General features: G+C 63.6%; 12 protein-coding genes and 1 riboswitch. Of the genes, 10 read left to right on the top strand and 2 right to left on the bottom strand.

Annotated elements, in window-relative coordinates:
* Positions 1–461 precede the first annotated feature (461 nt).
* From RW095_RS24860 to RW095_RS24835, 6 genes are all read left to right on the top strand, one after another.
* The gene (locus tag RW095_RS24860) at positions 462–881 is read left to right on the top strand and encodes a GreA/GreB family elongation factor (RefSeq protein WP_128590149.1); all 420 of its coding nucleotides are present in this window, start codon (positions 462–464) and stop codon (positions 879–881) included.
* 239 nt (positions 882–1,120) lie between these two features.
* A riboswitch (TPP riboswitch) is annotated at positions 1,121–1,239 on the top strand.
* A 90-nt stretch (positions 1,240–1,329) separates the two neighbouring features.
* On the top strand, positions 1,330–3,261 hold the full coding sequence (gene thiC / locus RW095_RS24855; protein ID WP_201701391.1) for a phosphomethylpyrimidine synthase ThiC: 1,932 nt from the start codon (positions 1,330–1,332) through the stop codon (positions 3,259–3,261).
* Between the two features lie 265 nt (positions 3,262–3,526).
* Positions 3,527–3,739, top strand: coding sequence for a glycine zipper 2TM domain-containing protein (locus RW095_RS24850; RefSeq protein WP_128590851.1), 213 nt, complete (start codon positions 3,527–3,529; stop codon positions 3,737–3,739).
* 254 nt (positions 3,740–3,993) lie between these two features.
* Positions 3,994–4,521 (top strand): hypothetical protein, encoded by a 528-nt coding sequence (locus RW095_RS24845; protein ID WP_317021564.1) that lies wholly within the window; start codon positions 3,994–3,996, stop codon positions 4,519–4,521.
* 252 nt (positions 4,522–4,773) lie between these two features.
* Positions 4,774–6,372 (top strand): L-lactate permease, encoded by a 1,599-nt coding sequence (locus RW095_RS24840; protein ID WP_317021563.1) that lies wholly within the window; start codon positions 4,774–4,776, stop codon positions 6,370–6,372.
* 386 nt (positions 6,373–6,758) lie between these two features.
* Positions 6,759–7,685, top strand: a complete 927-nt coding sequence (locus RW095_RS24835) for a DMT family transporter (protein WP_317021562.1) — start codon at positions 6,759–6,761, stop codon at positions 7,683–7,685.
* A 510-nt stretch (positions 7,686–8,195) separates the two neighbouring features.
* On the opposite strand, the gene bamC is transcribed toward RW095_RS24835, so the two are convergent.
* Positions 8,196–9,428, bottom strand: a complete 1,233-nt coding sequence (gene bamC / locus RW095_RS24830; protein ID WP_317021561.1) for an outer membrane protein assembly factor BamC — start codon at positions 9,426–9,428, stop codon at positions 8,196–8,198.
* A 344-nt stretch (positions 9,429–9,772) separates the two neighbouring features.
* Between bamC and RW095_RS24825 the strand changes: the two genes are divergently transcribed.
* The 3 genes from RW095_RS24825 to RW095_RS24815 all read left to right on the top strand — a co-directional run bounded on the left by RW095_RS24825 (position 9,773) and on the right by RW095_RS24815 (position 13,781).
* A complete protein-coding gene (locus tag RW095_RS24825; protein WP_317021560.1) occupies positions 9,773–10,234 on the top strand; it encodes a DUF2844 domain-containing protein in 462 nt (153 codons plus the stop codon).
* Positions 10,235–10,498: 264 nt separating this feature from the next.
* Positions 10,499–11,761 carry a DUF3443 domain-containing protein gene (locus tag RW095_RS24820; protein WP_317021559.1) on the top strand — a complete coding sequence of 421 codons (1,263 nt, stop codon included), beginning with the start codon at positions 10,499–10,501 and terminating at the stop codon, positions 11,759–11,761.
* A 142-nt stretch (positions 11,762–11,903) separates the two neighbouring features.
* Positions 11,904–13,781, top strand: coding sequence for a glycosyl transferase family 1 (locus RW095_RS24815; RefSeq protein WP_317021558.1), 1,878 nt, complete (start codon positions 11,904–11,906; stop codon positions 13,779–13,781).
* Between the two features lie 208 nt (positions 13,782–13,989).
* Here the strand turns inward: RW095_RS24815 and RW095_RS24810 are convergent, their stop codons facing one another.
* Positions 13,990–14,571: a hypothetical protein gene (locus RW095_RS24810; protein ID WP_317021557.1), complete on the bottom strand. Its 582-nt coding sequence runs from the start codon at positions 14,569–14,571 to the stop codon at positions 13,990–13,992.
* Between the two features lie 302 nt (positions 14,572–14,873).
* Here RW095_RS24810 and leuA point away from each other — a divergent pair, with 302 nt between their 5' ends.
* The gene (gene leuA / locus RW095_RS24805; protein ID WP_317021556.1) at positions 14,874–16,592 is read left to right on the top strand and encodes a 2-isopropylmalate synthase; all 1,719 of its coding nucleotides are present in this window, start codon (positions 14,874–14,876) and stop codon (positions 16,590–16,592) included.
* The last annotated feature ends 2 nt before the right edge of the window (positions 16,593–16,594 follow it).

The following is a 16,594-nucleotide window of genomic DNA, read 5'->3' as shown; positions in this document are numbered from 1 at the left end:
ATCACCGCTCATCGCATCACCGTTTGCCGCGGCCCGACTTACAGCAGTGAAATGTTCGCGAAGGTCGCTGAAAGACGCCGTGCTAACATGCCCTTAATCACCGCGCCGCTCGCTGTCTTCGCCAGATTTTCGCGGCGCGTCGCCCATCTTCATTCGACAACTGCCGGCCCTTCAATGCGCTCTCCGACTTCCCGTGCCCTCACCCGCTTGCGCCCTCGCCGCGCGACCGGTTGCGCGCGCGTGCAGTCCGCGCCGCAGTCAGCCGGCGAGCCGTCGCGAACGCTTCCGCCAAGAACGCCTCCGCTTCTCGCCGCCCGGCGCCCCACCTGACGCAGCTCGCTTCCCCGCCTGAAGCCGCGTCGTCCCCAAGGGGACTTTCGGGGCGCCGGGCCGATCAAATCCGCATGATGTTTCCTCACACAGATTGCAGCCAGATTGCAGATCGAATTGGAGTAGCCGCCGTGAAAACGACCAGAAGGACCAAGCAGTGTTACCTCACCGAACTCGACGTCGCCCGTCTTGAGAAGCACGCCGCTGCACCCGGCGCGGATGCACGTTTGCACGACATGCTCGACGACGTGCTGGAGCGCGCGGTTATCGTCGATTCGCGCGAGATTCCGGCCAACGTGGTCACGATGAACTCGCAGGCGACGCTCGTCGACGAAAGCAGCGGTGAGCACATGACCTGGACCGTCGTATATCCGCCCGACGCCGACTTCGCGCATGGCCGCCTGAATGTGTTCTCGCCAGTCGGCCTGGCGCTTCTCGGCGCGAAACGCGGCGAGCAGATTCGCTTCATGCCGCCAAGCGGCGCCGAGAAGGTGCTGAAGCTCGAAAAGATCCTGTACCAGCCCGAAGCCTCGGACGATTTCACGCGGTAAGCGAACAGGCCGCGTGGCGCAAGTGCTGCAGTGCGTCATACGCGGCGCGCCCGTCAATACAAGCATAGTGCGCAAATAGCGGATCGGCGGCCTGTGAAGACCTGCGCTTTCTCGCCTGCGGATGCATGGCGTTCCCGTGGCTCAGAGCGGCGCGGCGGCTCACGCATAACGTTTATACCGATCGCACACAGCATTGCAGACGGGTTGCCAAGCGGCGCCCGCCCGGTGTATCGTGTGCGCTGCTAACGCGGGGGTCCTGCGTTGCACGGGAGTCGGAGGTCCGTGCCACGTGGGTGAGAAATACCCTTTGAACCTGATCTGGATAATGCCAGCGCAGGGAAGCGTACGGATTTCGCACTCCAGCCTTGTGCCTCATCTCTCGCGAATTCCGACTACTTCCGTCTCGTCTCGTGCTTAGCGGCCCACATTGCTTTGACGGAGAACACGCATGAACGCCAACCCGAAGTTTCTTTCCGCCGACGCCCACGTCGACGAAGCCGCCGTCGCGCCGCTGCCGAATTCCCGCAAGGTCTACGTGACCGGCTCGCGCCCCGACATTCGCGTGCCGATGCGCGAAATCACCCAGGCCGATACGCCTGACAGCTTCGGCGGCGAAAAGAATCCACCCGTCTACGTCTACGATACGTCGGGCCCCTACTCCGATCCCGAAGCGAAGATCGACATCCGCGCCGGCTTGCCCGCGCTGCGTCAGCGCTGGATCGAAGAACGCGGCGACACCGAACCGCTCTCCGGCCTCACGAGCGACTACGGCCGCGAGCGCGCCGCCGATCCCGCTACCGCCGAGTTGCGCTTTCAAGGCCTGCACCGCACGCCGCGCCGTGCGATGCCCGGCAAGAACGTCTCGCAGATGCACTACGCGCGTAAAGGCATCATTACGCCGGAAATGGAGTACATCGCGATTCGCGAAAACCAGCGCCGCGCCGAGTACCTCGAGACGCTGAAGACGAGCGGCCCGAACGGCGAAAAACTCGCCGCGATGATGGGCCGTCAGCATCCGGGCCAGGCGTTCGGTGCAAGCGCTTTTGGTCCGAACGGCCTCACCGAAATCACGCCGGAATTCGTGCGCGACGAAGTTGCGCGCGGCCGCGCGATCATCCCGAACAACATCAATCACCCGGAAAGCGAGCCGATGATCATTGGCCGCAACTTCCTCGTGAAGGTGAATGCGAACATCGGCAACTCGGCGGTGACATCTTCGATCGGCGAGGAAGTCGACAAGATGACGTGGGCGATCCGCTGGGGCGGCGACACGGTGATGGATCTGTCGACCGGCAAACACATTCACGAAACGCGCGAGTGGATCATCCGCAATTCGCCGGTGCCGATCGGCACGGTGCCGATCTATCAGGCGCTCGAAAAGGTCAACGGCAAGGCTGAAGACCTGACGTGGGAGATCTTTCGCGATACGCTGATCGAACAGGCCGAGCAAGGCGTCGACTACTTCACGATTCATGCGGGCGTGCGTTTGCAGTATGTGCCGCTGACGGCCAAGCGCATGACCGGCATCGTGTCGCGCGGCGGCTCGATCATGGCGAAGTGGTGCCTCGCGCATCACAAGGAAAGCTTCCTGTACGAGCATTTCGAAGACATCTGCGAAATCATGAAGGCGTATGACGTGGCCTTCTCGCTCGGCGACGGCCTGCGTCCCGGCTCGATTTACGACGCGAACGACGAAGCGCAACTCGGCGAATTGAAGACGCTCGGCGAGCTCACGCAGATCGCGTGGAAGCACGACGTGCAGACGATGATCGAAGGCCCCGGCCATGTGCCGATGCAGTTGATCAAGGAGAACATGGACCTGCAACTGGAATGGTGTGACGAAGCGCCGTTCTACACGCTCGGACCGCTCACCACCGACATCGCTCCCGGTTACGATCACATCACGTCGGGCATCGGCGCGGCAATGATCGGCTGGTTCGGCACCGCCATGCTCTGCTACGTGACGCCGAAGGAACACCTCGGCTTGCCGAACAAGGACGACGTGAAGACCGGCATCATCACGTACAAGCTCGCCGCGCACGCCGCCGATCTGGCGAAGGGCCATCCGGGCGCGCAGGTGCGTGACAATGCATTGAGCAAGGCGCGCTTCGAATTCCGTTGGGAAGATCAGTTCAACCTCGGTCTCGATCCGGACAAGGCGCGCGAATTCCACGACGAAACGCTGCCCAAGGATTCGGCAAAGGTCGCGCATTTCTGCTCGATGTGCGGCCCGCATTTCTGCTCGATGAAGATCACGCAGGACGTGCGCGAGTTCGCGGCGCAACAAGGCGTCACCGACGACGAAGCGCTGAAAAAAGGCATGGAAGTGAAGTCGATCGAGTTCATGAAGAAGGGCGCTGAGATTTATCAGCGGCAGTAAGGCCACGCGCGGATCTCGCGCCTTTGGCAGCCGTGCGCATTTCGATGCGTGCGCTACGTCTTGCAACCCAAAGCCCGCCACCAGCGGGCTTTTTTTCGCCCCGCGTTCAGGCACGACTCATGCTACGTCGAAGGAAACATTTGATTACGAAACCGTCATTCTGCTGACAACCTCATACATCTGGAAACCGTCCGCAGCGATAAGATCAAATCCAACAACGTAAAACGACAGGCGGCTTCCAATCACAACAAAGGGAGTGAGCATCATGAAATCGATTCGTAAATTGGGTTCGCTTGCGGTGATCGTCACGGTTGTCGCGAGTCTTTCGGCGTGCGAGGGGATGAGCACGCGGCAACGGGATACCGCGATCGGCGCGGGCGTGGGTGGCGCGGCGGGTGCGGTCATTGGCGGCAGTGCGCTCTCCACGCTGGGCGGCGCGGCCGTTGGGGGCGTTATCGGTAATCAGGTCGGCAAGTAACCTTCACCACCGCATGGCAGTGAAACGCGAGCCTGGGTGCAATGCCCCGCTCGCTTTCCGCTGACGAGACGTGCCCCGGGAAAAGCCGTAGAGAGCGCCGCGAAGTGTCGCGGCGCGCTGCCGCAACGAGGCGAAATACGCCGTTACGGTTTTGCAATCCTCTTTGCGCCGCGTGAGCGTAAGCTCGTGCAATGACGTACCGACGAAGGCGTCGGCTGCGTCGCTCGCAAGTTGCTTGCACACCGGAGCGCGTCATGAAGTCCCCCCTGATCGACTCTTTTCATCCCGTTCACATGCGATCGCCGCTGCCCTCGCGGCGTCCGGCTGATCGCATGGGCCAGCGCATTCCCCACGGGGGATACCTCGGCCGCGGCCGGCTCGCCCTGTGCGGCGCCGCGGGCGCGCTGCTGCTGTCGGGCTGCTACTACCCTTACGGCTACTATCCGGGCTACTACCCGGCGTATTACGCGACGGTGCCCGCCAGCGCGGCACAACGAGAAGTGCCGGTCGGCACGGCAGGCGGCGTGGCCGCTGACCCGCAGGCCGGGCAGCAAGCGGCACAAGGGCAACAAGTCGAGCAGCAGCCGGCCTCTTCGTATCCCCCTGCCACCTATGTCGTCGCGCAGCCGCCGGTGTACGTCGCGCCGGCTTATCCCGCCTATTACCCGCCCCCGGTCTACCCGCCCTGGTATGGTTACGGCTATCCTGGCTGGTACGGTCCGGCCGTATCGATCGGCTTCGGCTGGTCGTCGGGCGGACATGGCCATGGCCACCATCATTGAACGAACTCATGTTGAACGAAGTCACCGATGCCGGCGCACGTCGCCGGCACGCGCTCCTGCTTGCTCCCGTAGTTTCCCTTCTTGACGTAAGAGCCTCGGGCTCTATGCTTGGTTAAGCCGCACACAGTAACCGTTTAAAAGCGAGCCGACCGGTGCTTTCCTGCGCGGGCGTCGCTCATCCGTCCTGCACGAGCGACGCGTCCCGTCATTCGCAGTCACGCGTCGATTTCGAACAACAACGAAGGAGACGTGATGTTTCATCAACTACTCACTCCAGTCGGCAATTCCCTACTTCCATCGTTCCTCGTCGCGGCGTTGCCGATCATCGTCGTGCTGTTGCTGCTCGGCTGGGCGCGCCGGCCTGCGTGGCAGGCGTCGCTCGCGGGGCTGATCGTCGGCCTCGTCGTCGCGATTGCCGTGTGGCGGTTCCCAGTGGCGCTCGCGCTCGACTCAGTCGCCGCGGGCGTCGTGTTCGCGTGCTGGCCGGTCATGTGGATCGTGTTCACCGCGATCCTGCTCTACAACATCGCGCAACGCTCCGGCCGCTTCGCGGCCTTTCGCATGTGGATGATCGACAACCTGCCGAACGACCGGCGCGTCGTGCTGGTGGTGGTGGGCTTTTCGTTCGGCGCGTTGCTGGAGGGAATTTCCGGCTTCGGCACGCCGGTCGCGATCACGAGTTCGCTGCTGATCCTGCTCGGTTTTCCGACGCTCGAGGCGCTTACCTTCACGCTCATTTTCAACACGGCGCCGGTGGCGTTCGGCGCGCTCGGCGTGCCCATCACGGTGCTCGGCGCGGTCACACATTTGCCGGCCGATTCGCTCGCAAAAATGGTCGGCCGCCAGTTGCCGTTCTTCGCCTTGCTGTTGCCGTTCTATGTGATCGCCGTCTATGCCGGCTTTCGCAATATGGTGCGTGTCTGGCCGGTGCTGCTGATATCGGGCGCGAGCTTCGCGCTCACGCAGTTCGTCGCGTCGAACTACGTCAATTACAGCCTGACCGACGTTTTGTCGTCGATGGTGTCGCTCGTCGTCACGATCGCGTTTCTGCGCGTGTGGAAGCCCGCCGCCGATCCCGCGTTCGCGATCAATGTCGACCGCGTCGGCGAAGTGCGCGGCAAGATCGGCGGCAGCCAGGGCTGGTATCCGTGGATCATCGTGTCCGTCGTCGTGATCGTCTGGACCGTGGCGAAAATTTTCCTGATCGGCGACATCAAGGTGCCGTGGCCGGGTCTCGACAAAGCCGTGTTCATCACCTTGTACAACACGCCATACGGGGCGATATGGGACTTCCAGCCGCTCGCAACCGGCACGGCGATTCTGGTCGCCGCGATTATCACGAGTCTGGTGGTCGGACTCGGCGCGCGCGAATTCGGTGCGGCGATCGCCGACACGTGGGTGCAGACGCGCATCGCGATTCTGACGGTCGCGACCATCGTCGGGCTTGCGTATCTAATGAACTACTCGGGGCTCACTTATACGCTTGGGCTCGGGGTCGCGTCGGTCGGACCGTTCTTTCCGCTGGTGTCCGCGTTTCTCGGCTGGGTCGCGGTGTTCCTGTCCGGCAGCGATACGTCGGGCAATGCGCTGTTCGGCAACCTGCAAGTGGTTGCGGCGAATCAGTTGAATCTGAACCCCGTCCTGATGGCGGCGACGAACTCCTCAGGCGGCGTGATGGGCAAGATGATCTCGCCGCAAAATATCTCGACCGGTGTGGCGACGACGGACCTCAAAGGCAAGGAAGGCGTGGTGTTCGCCAAGACGTTCAAGCATTCGATCCTGTTGACCGTGCTGCTCGGCATTCTGGTTTGGCTCCAGCAGAATTTCCTTCAGGGAATGATTCCGCACTGAACGAGCGGTTGGCGCGGCGGGCGCGCTGGCTCTGCGCGCTCGCGTGTTCTCCCGCATGCGGACGGCGGACAAGGTGTTGCGTGAGCCGGTGCGGCACGCAGCCTGCCGGTTGACGCACTGCCGCGCAATACTACGATGGACATTGACTGCGGCGCTCTCGCCCTGCCGCCTCGCCCGCGGCTCTCTCTTGCGTAACGGGATCGCAATTTTTCTCACATCAGCGTGAGAATTGCTCGCTTTGCGCGTCTTCCGCCCGCGCTTACGATCACGTGTGTCAGACGCCCTCTCCCGAAACTTGCCATTTCATTCGAAGCTGAAACGTTTCGTCCTATCGCGCTGATACGATGCGCAGGTGTCTCGACTCAACCGCGCGCGACGCCACCACAATGAATGCCAGAAATATCGTCCAGTTGCTGATCCTCGCGGCCCTGTGGGGCGCGTCGTTTCTGTTTATCCGCGTCGGCGTGACCGACTTTGGCGTTGCGCCGCTGATGGCGCTGCGCGTCGGCATCGGCGCGGCCTTCCTGATCGTCGTGCTGCTCGCGCGGCGCCCTTTGCAGCAATCGGCGACCATCCTGCGCACGCGCGCTTTTCCGCTGCTCGTGGTGGGCGTTCTGAATTCGGCGGCACCCTTCTGCCTGTTCGCTTATGCGGAGTTGACGCTGTCGGCGGGCGTGACGTCGGTGATCAACGCAACCACACCGCTGTGGGGCGGCCTCGTGGCTTTCCTCTGGCTGCGCGACCGGTTGAGCGCGCTGCGCACACTCGGCCTCGTGATCGGTTTCCTCGGCGTGCTGATGCTGGTCTGGGATCAGATGGCCACCCCGAACGGCTCGGCGGCGACGCCGCTGACAACCGCACTCGCAGCCGGCGCGGCGCTCGGCGCAACACTGCTGTACGGCATCGCCGCCAATTACACCAAACGTTATCTGACCGGCGTCGACGCGCTGACCGTCGCCGCCGGCACGATGAGCGGCGCAACCATCGTGCTGTTGCCGCTCGCGGTGATCTACTGGCCGAGCGCGCCGGTCTCGCTGCACGCGTGGGGCGCGGTGCTGGCGCTCGGCGTGGCGTGCACCGGCATCGCCTATATGCTGTTCTTCCATCTGATCGCGGTGGCCGGACCGGCGCGGGCGATCACAGTGACCTTCGTGATCCCGATCTTCGGCATTCTGTGGGGCGCGCTGTTTCTCGGCGAAGGCGTGTCGCCTGGCATGCTCGAAGGCTGCGGCGTGATTCTCGTGGGTACGGCGCTGGCAACCGGCGTGATCAAGCGCTTGCCGTGGGTCGGGACGCGCCGCGCGGATACGTGAGGGTTGCGCAAACGCGTCGATCAGCCGGAATCAACGCGAACGGCGACGCTTTCGGCGTGCCGCCGCGAAGGGTTCGAATGGGGTCGGCGCGGTAGCGTCGTTACACTCGGCCCACGGCACGAAATGCCCGTGACGCGACGCGGGCGCCTTCCGCAGCACTGAAACCACCCGCTGTTGGAATTCAGCGCATCGGCCACCTCAAGCGCAGCGCGCCCGCGTGACGAGTCCGCAGCGCTCGCGGCCGCCGCGGCTCCTGCGGACTCAAGGCCGCACCGCACACAGCGCGAGAACGAGCAAGCTCGCCGCCCATATCCAGTAAGGAATCACGTCGAACATGGCTGTCTCCCGTTGAGCGCGGGTTCGCACCGCCACTCATCGTGAGCAGGACGTGGGCACGCATCGCCTGGCGGAGCGGCAACGTGAACGCATCCGTCGCAAAATAAAAAACCCGCCCGGGACAATGCCCCGGACGGGTTTCAGACAGCCTGCCGCCGGCTTTAGCGGTGCGCTTCAGTGCAACTGGTCGGCCATCAGACTCATGATCTGCGTGGCCTGCGGGCTTTCGTCGACGCCACCTTTGTCGTCGACCACGGCCACGCGGGTCTGGTCAGGCGTCAGCGCGCGCACGTTCACGCGATACTGCTTGGCCACTTTTTCCTTCTTGCCGTGGAACAGCTGGCTCCAGAACCCCTGCTCGGCCGACGTCATGTCCTTTGGATCGACGTAACGCACGAAGTACAGGCCGCGGCTCAGATCGCGATCGTCGACGGTGAAGTTGCTGCGGTCGAGCGCAAGGCCCACGCGCAGCCACGCACGGTCGTACGGCTCGCCAAGCGTCAGTTCGTTCGACGACAACTGCGCCGACGCATTCGCCGCGTCCGGATCGCGCGCCGGCTGCTGTGCCGAGAGGGCGACATTCTGCGCCGCAGTGGCCGCAGCCGCCGACCTGGCGCCCGACGTAGCCGCGTTAGGCGCAGTCTGCGAGCCGGCCGGCGACAGGTCCGCCGTCTGCCCGCCGCCCGACTTCGCGCGTGAATCGGCAAGCGCGAGCGCCGCCATCAAGCGCTTCAGGTATTCCTGTTCGAGGCCGGGGTCGTTCGCCTTCGGCTCCCACGTGCTCGAGTCGTTGTTCGTGCCGGTCAGCGCCTCGCGCATGCCCTTCTGGCTGATGAACACATAAGTGCCGCCGTTCGGCGCCGCTTCGAGGCGCGTGCGGTACTTGTTGCGCTCGGAAGTCACGTAGCTGTTGCCCAGCGCCTTCGACAGCGTGCTGCGGATCAGACCGTCGTTGATCTGCGCGTGCGTTTCGTTCCAGTCGGTCTCCATCACGCCCTTGTCGCGCTGATCGACCACCAGCAGGAAGCCCTGCTCCTGCCAGAACCGGCGAATTTGCGGCCACGCGTCTGCCGGCGCCTTGCCGTCGATCACGAGCCAGCTTTCCGTGCCGTCGCGCTGGATATGCATGTTGCTCACGGGCGGCACGACGGCGAGCGTGTTGGCCGCCGGCGCCTGGGCCTGCACCTGGCGCAGCGTGGACAGCGAGGTCTCGCCGCCTTGCGGGGGCAGCGAACGCTGATCGGGCGTCTCGTCGATCAGGTTCGGCGGGACGGCGAGTGACACCTGTTTCGATTTGGAGTCGCTCTTGTAGTCGACTTTGGTCGGCGACGACGTGCCGCAGCCGGCGACCAGCCCGCCCGCCATCAGCATTACTGCAAACCGCTTGGTAAGACGAAGATCAGTCATGTTCGGGGAATCCTTCCGCTACGCCACGGCAAGTTTCCGTGGATCAACCCAACATTTTACCGATCCCGGCGAGCCCTGTGCAAAAACCGGGGTTTGCCCGCCCGGAGGACTCACCCGCATACGCCTTATTTAACATTCGGCAACCATTCCGAATGGCCTGTCGGCTTCCTGCGACGCGTCTGTCAGACCATTGTTTTTCAAAGACTCTTTCCCAGCTCGGCGCACGTCACTTTTGCGATAACACGGGGCCGGGAAACGGGCGCCAGGCTTCATCAGGAAGCGCGGGTGCTATCTTCAAATCGACTTCGCGAGAAGACCAAACGCGCCACGCCATAGAGACTGCCATGTCCCAAGCCCATTTCTTCCACGTCATTACCGCGTCTGCGATCGCCGTCGCGACACTGTGCGCCAGCGCCAATGCTTGCGCTCAACTCGGCGGTGTGATGCCGCTGAAGCCGGCGGGCAACGCCGCGGCGCCGCAAAGCCTGCTGAACGGCGCGCTGCGCCTGCGCACATCGACCGATGCGGGCAACACCGCCATCAACGAATATGCGACCAGTGCGGGCGAAATCGTCGCCTATACGTGGCAGGGCCCGACGATGCCCGATCTCGTCGCCCTGCTCGGCAACTACGCCGGCTCTTACCGGGCAGGCGCTGCGGCCACGGTGGACGGCAATCTGCACGCGTCGCGCGTCGCGCGGCCGGATGTGATCGTGGAATCGGGCGGCCCGATGCGCGGCTATGCGGGCCGCGTCTGGCTGCCCGGCGCGTTGCCGCCGGGCGTCACGGCCGACGACCTCCGCTGACGCTTGTCCGGGCGTTTCCGGGTGGACCGAGCGCTTTTTCCGGCGCCATTCCGGCTCGGTAGACCAGCGCGCAAGCCGCCCGGCACCAGCAGACGAACACGGCCTGACAAGCAACGCCGGCCAGGCGCGTTGTCAGCCGCGCAAACCCAATTTCCGCGCTTGTGCTGGACTTCAACCCGTTTCTGACAGGACGCGCCCAAAAGCGCCCCAGAGCGCCCCGAGCGCCCAGAACAACCCAAACATTTGCCGACCAACGCTGACGCCATGAAGCCCGACCTCTCACTCCCTGTTCTGCTCCTCGTCTGCGCCGCCCTTACGGCTTGTGGCGGCGGTAGCGGTGGCGGCAGCGGCCCGGCCGCCACCGCCGCGGCGAGCAGCCCAGGCGCCGCGAGCGCGCCTCTCGCTCCGTCTGCCGCCTCGAGCCAGAGCGGCACCGCCGTCGTACAGTCGAACACGCCTAACGTGCAGCCGATCGTCGTGACGGTCGCGCCGCGCCTCACGCGCAATATGCTGACCACGAGCGTCACCATCTGCCAGCCGGGCACGGACAACTGCGCGACCATCGACAACATTCAGGTGGACACCGGCTCGCACGGTCTGCGCATTCTTGCTTCGGCCGTGCCGGCTGGGTTGCAGCTCGCGGCGATATCGTCGGGCGCCGGGATATCGGGCGAATGCGCGGTATTCGGCGGCGGCTACGCATGGGGCGCGGTTCGCAGCGCGGACGTGCGCATGGCCGGCCAACTGGCCGCGTCGATCGCGATTCAACTGATTGCCGACCCTGCGGTGCCGACGGTCCCAACCGACTGCTCCGGCTCGGGTCCGTCGATGCTCACGCTCGACACGCTGCGTGCCAACGGCATTCTCGGCGTCGGCGTATTCGCGGCCGACTGCGGCAGCGCCTGCGCGAACGCCGCGCTGCCACGCTGGTACTACGGCTGCGACGCGGGCGGCGCCTGCCTGCCGGCCGCGCAACCTCTCGCGCAGCAGGTGGTCAATCCGGTGAGCCGCTTCGCGCTCGACAACAACGGCGTGGTGATCGACCTTCCCGCGGTTCCCGACAGCGGCGCGCCCACCGTTTCCGGTTCGATGATCTTCGGCATCGGCACTCAGGCAAACAACACGCTCGGCACCGCGCGCGTGTTAAAGGGCAACCCGCAGACCGGTTACGTGACGACCACGCACGGCGCTCAAACGTACACGCAAAGTTATCTCGACACGGGCTCGAACGGCCTCTTCTATCGCGACACGCAGCTGCCCCAATGCGGCTACTGGTACTGCCCGAGTTCGACCCAGTCGGCGACGGCGACGATCACCGGCACGGACGGCGCCGCGAACGCGGTCACGTTTTCGATCGGCAACTCGCGGGTTCTGTTCGCATCGGCTAATAATGCCTTCAACAACATGGCGGGCCTGGCAAGCAGCGGCTTCGGCTGGGGTCTGCCGTTCTTTTTCGGACGCCGCGTATACACCGCGATCGCATCGCGCGCGACGTCGGCGGGGCCCGGTCCTTACTACGCCTTCTGAATCGAAGGCCGCATTTGCTGTGCTGAAAATTCGCAAATTCGTGGATGGGGCAAATTCGATATCGGCTGGCTGCGATAATCGTCGTTCGCGGCTAACGCATCTGGGAGATAGTTAGTCATGCATAACTGCCAACAACCACCCGATGCAAGAAGCCACTTTTTCGCTCGACGATTTCGAGCAGCTCGTCTACACACGGCAGCATATCCGGGCGTCGATCCAGCTCCTGTCCGCCTTCGCGCTACTCCAGCACAAACGCGGCGTGCTGGACGAGAGCTTTCTTGCGTCGGGCATGGGCGGACTTGCGCCCGCCGAGCAACGCACGCGCTTCTGTACGCGGCTCGCAAGCGCCGCCTCCACGCTCTTTGCCGACCCGGAATTCAAGCTGCCGGTTGAATGTTTCAGGCTCTTTCTGACGCTGCATGAATGGGTGGGTTTGCTGTTCTCGGTCACGCCGTTCGGCAATGCGGACCACGTCGCTTGCCACCTGAATCCGCGCGGCGCGCATGACAGGCAGTTTCTCGCCGGTGACCATTTCGTCGAAAAGCTCTGCGTGCTGTATTCAACCGGCTCTGAAATGGAGCTGGACTTCGTCGCGCTGTGGGCGTACGACAAAGTGCTTGCGGCCTGCCTCGCACTCGTCCTGCTGGCGCCAGTTTTCAAGGGCTCGCCGAGCGCGCACCTCAAGCGCGAGGCACTGATCGAATGGCTTCCCGGCAAACTGCAGCAGATCGGCGACCTCGACGATCTGCCCACCGCCTTGCTGCATAACGCCTACATGTTTTGCAGCTACGCAGAAACACCGCGCCGTCACGAGATCAAGCGCGACATCAATGTGCTCGTGCGCCGCAAGCTCGCGCAACTCGGCTTGACCGACTTGCTGGCGGTACCGCGCAGGGCCAACGCCGCCAATCCCAGGACAGCCAGGACAGCCAGGAACGCCACGCGCCGAAAGAAGCCGTTGATGATGGTGGTGCTCGAGTGGTTCGGCGGTGCGCATTCGATCTACCGCACGCACTCGCGCACTATCGAGGCGGCGCGCGAGCATTTCGAGGTGGCGGGCTTCGGCTTCAGCTATGCAATCGACGATATCGGGCGAGCGGTCTTCGACCGTTTCATCGAACTGGAAGACCCGGAATATATCGGCGAATGCCTGCGGACCATTCGCGACTTTGCGGAGCGCGAAAAGCCCGACGTGCTGTACATGCCGAGCGTCGGCATGTTCGTGATGACGGTATTCATGTCGAATCTGCGCGTCGCGCCGTTGCAGATCGCGGGCCTCGGGCACCCGGCCACCACGCACTCCGACAAGATCGACTACGTCAGCGTCGAGGAAGACTACGTCGGCGATCCAGCATGCTTCAGCGAACGCCTGATGAAGCTGCCGAAAGACGGCCAGCCGTACCGGCCTTCGGTTGCGTTGCCGGAGATCGCCGCGTGCATTCCGCCTGCGCGCGAAACGCTGGAAGTGGTCATTACCGCTAGCGCGATGAAGCTCAACCCCGGCTTTCTCGGTGCGTGCCGCGAGATCGGTGCGCGCGCCGCTACGCGCGTCGAGTTCCACTTCATGAGCGGCGTGCCGGCCGGCCTCGCGCTCGACCAGATGCGCGAGGTCATCGGACGCGCGGTACCGGGCGCGGTCGTGCATGGGTTTCATCAGTATGCGAGCTACCTGGAGCGCGTCAATCGCTCCGATCTCTTTCTGAGTCCGTTCCCGTTCGGCAATACGAACGGGATCGTCGACGCGCTCACGCTCGGTTTGCCGGGCGTCTGCAAGCGCGGGCCCGAGGTATTCGAAAGGATAGACGGGGCGCTGTTCGAGCGCGTGGGCATGCCGCCGTGGGCAACGGCGGACAACGTCGAGGGTTATATCGCGGCAGCCGTGCGGATGATTGACGGGCACGACGAACGCACGGCATTGCGGCAGCATCTGATCGACACGCGCGCGGTCGAGCGCTGCTTTGAAGGCCGACCCCAGGCTTTTGCGGAAAGCGCGCTAACGTTGATGCTGGAAAGCAGGTAGACAGGGCGATGTTGGAGCGGTGGATCGACAGTCACCTGAATAACGAAACGGCCGCCCGGCGATATCACGAGATGAGTCAACGTCAATGCGACTGCTCTTCTGTTCATACGCACGTGGTTCGTGCAAGCATGCGCATGGCTGCAAGCGCACAGCCATACATACACATGCTCAACCCCAAGCGCGCTATGAGTCAGTCGGGCGACAGACCTTACTCCTCTGCTTCGCTCGCATCCGGGTCGGACGGCGCCGCCAGCTTTGCTGGCGCTAACCAGCTAAACGTGTCCAGCGTGGGGCCACGGAACGTGCATTCGGCGGCTGCGGCCAGAATCAGCTTCTTCGGTTTGGTCGGCTTCCGCGCAAGCGCATCAGCTTCCGACGCAGTGACCGACGAAGCTGCCTGTGACACGCTTGACACGCTTGACGCGCCGGAAGCCGAGGAACCACTAGCGCCAGACGCAGCCCACGCGGCAGAGGCCGAGGAGGCCGAAGCCGCCCGCACACCCGATGCCGCCACCCCGCGTCCCGCCCGAACGCCCGACGCTGCCCGCGCTGACGCCGCCGCCACTTCCGACGCCGTCATCACATGTTCAATGGAACCTTCCACCACGACGCGTGAACCGTCGATACCGGCGCCCGTATGGCCGATCTTCAGCGTATCGGACGATTTCTCTGCCAGCTTGCTTCGCATCAACTGCTCGCACGCGTCCGAGTTCTTGTAGACAGCCGTGCAGGCCGCGAGGAGTGCTGCAGCGGTCGCGGCGCACGCGATAGTGACAATCCGAATCTTCATTGACGTTCCGTTTTTCAAGCCGTCCGGAATTGTAGCCTGGCGCCGCGCGCGAGCGCCTCGCTTGACGCAGTCCCAATAATATGTTCCTATTGCGCACTATGTACCGCGCCCAGACCACCCTATCGCTACTACTAGCCCGCTCTACCGGGCTAGGTCTGCTGCTGCGCGCTTCCATCTGAAATACCCGAGGCACCGCATAATTCCCCAGTAACTGACCCAGCCCCGGTTTCCGACCGGCGGCGCTGCTTTGCGTTTTAGTCGTCCGGTCGACTACCAGCCTGTCGAACCCACGGACGATGAAAATGTTGAAGAACCCTGCTACCAAGTACCGCTCCTTCAAGCCCATCAATTTGACGGACCGCCAGTGGCCGTCGCGCACCATCACGCGCGCGCCGATCTGGATGAGCACCGACCTGCGCGACGGCAACCAGGCTCTGTTCGAGCCGATGAACGCAGAGCGCAAGATGCGCATGTTCAAGACGCTGGTGCAGATCGGCTTCAAGGAGATCGAAGTCGCGTTTCCGTCGGCATCGCAGACCGATTTCAACTTCGTGCGCGAGTTGATCGAGGGCGGCCACATTCCGGACGACGTGACGATCGAAGTGTTGACGCAGGCCCGCGACGACCTGATCGAGCGTACGTTCGAATCGTTGCGTGGCGCGCCGCGCGCGATCGTCCATCTGTACAACGCAACGGCGCCGGAATTCCGCAAGATCGTGTTCGGGCTCGACCAGAACGGCGTCAAGGAACTCGCGCAAAAAGCCGCGCGCACCATGAAGCGTCTCGCCGATGCCGCGCCCGAAACGCATTTCACGCTGCAATACAGCCCTGAGGTGTTTAGCGGCACCGAACTCGAATTCGCGAAGGAAGTCTGCGACGCGGTGTTCGACATCTGGCAACCCACGCCCGAGCACAAGGCCATCGTCAATCTGCCGGCTACGGTCGAAATGGCCACGCCGAACGTCTACGCCGACCAGATCGAATGGATGCACCGCAACCTCGCGCGCCGCGATTCGTTGATCGTGTCGGTGCACCCGCATAACGATCGCGGCACCGCCGTGGCCGCGGCCGAACTCGCGGTGATGGCGGGCGCGGATCGTATCGAAGGGTGCCTGTTCGGCAACGGCGAGCGCACCGGCAACGTGGACCTCGTCACGCTCGCACTGAATTTGTACACGCAAGGCGTCGATCCGGGACTCGACTTCTCGAACATCAACGAAATCGCGCGCACGGCCGAGGAATGCACGCAGTTGCCGGTACATCCGCGTCATCCGTATGTCGGCGATCTGGTGTTCACCGCGTTCTCCGGCTCGCATCAGGATGCGATCAAAAAAGGCTTCGCTGCGCAGAAACCGGACGCGATCTGGGAAGTGCCGTACATGCCGATCGATCCGAACGACCTGGGCCGCACCTACGACTCCGTGATCCGCGTGAACAGCCAGTCGGGCAAGGGCGGCATCGCGTACCTGCTCGAGCAGAGCTACGGCGTGGTATTGCCGCGCCGCTTGCAGGTGGATTTCAGCTCGGCCGTGCAGCGCTTTACCGACGACAGCGGACAAGAAGTCACGCCGTCGCAGATCTGGGAACTGTTCCAGCAGGAGTACGTGCAGAACACCGCGCCGGTTCATTACATCGGCCACAGCCTGTCCGAGTACAACGGACGCGAGCGCATCAAGCTTACTGTCGATATCAATGGCACCCGGCGCGTGTTGAACGGCGAAGGCAATGGTCCGCTCGACGCCTTGATGCACGCGATGGGTGTGCCCGTGCGCATCCAGCACTATGAGGAGCGCGCGTTGACGCAAGGCGCCGATGCGCGCGCGGTCGCCGTCGCCGAAATGGCCGGGGCGGACGTGGCCGGCAGTGCGTTCGGCGTGGGTATCGACGCCAATCTGGTGACTGCGTCGATTCGCGCGGTGATCAGCGGCCTGAACCGCGCGTATGCTCGCGCCAATGAAGAGGCCAAGGCACGGTTCTTCGAAACGGCGCTGAACAACGAAGCAGAGCGCGCCGAAGCCTGATA

The organism is Paraburkholderia kirstenboschensis (assembly GCF_032806925.1).
In the GTDB taxonomy this organism is placed as follows: domain Bacteria; phylum Pseudomonadota; class Gammaproteobacteria; order Burkholderiales; family Burkholderiaceae; genus Paraburkholderia; species Paraburkholderia kirstenboschensis.
This window is presented reverse-complemented; position numbering and strand designations above follow the sequence as displayed.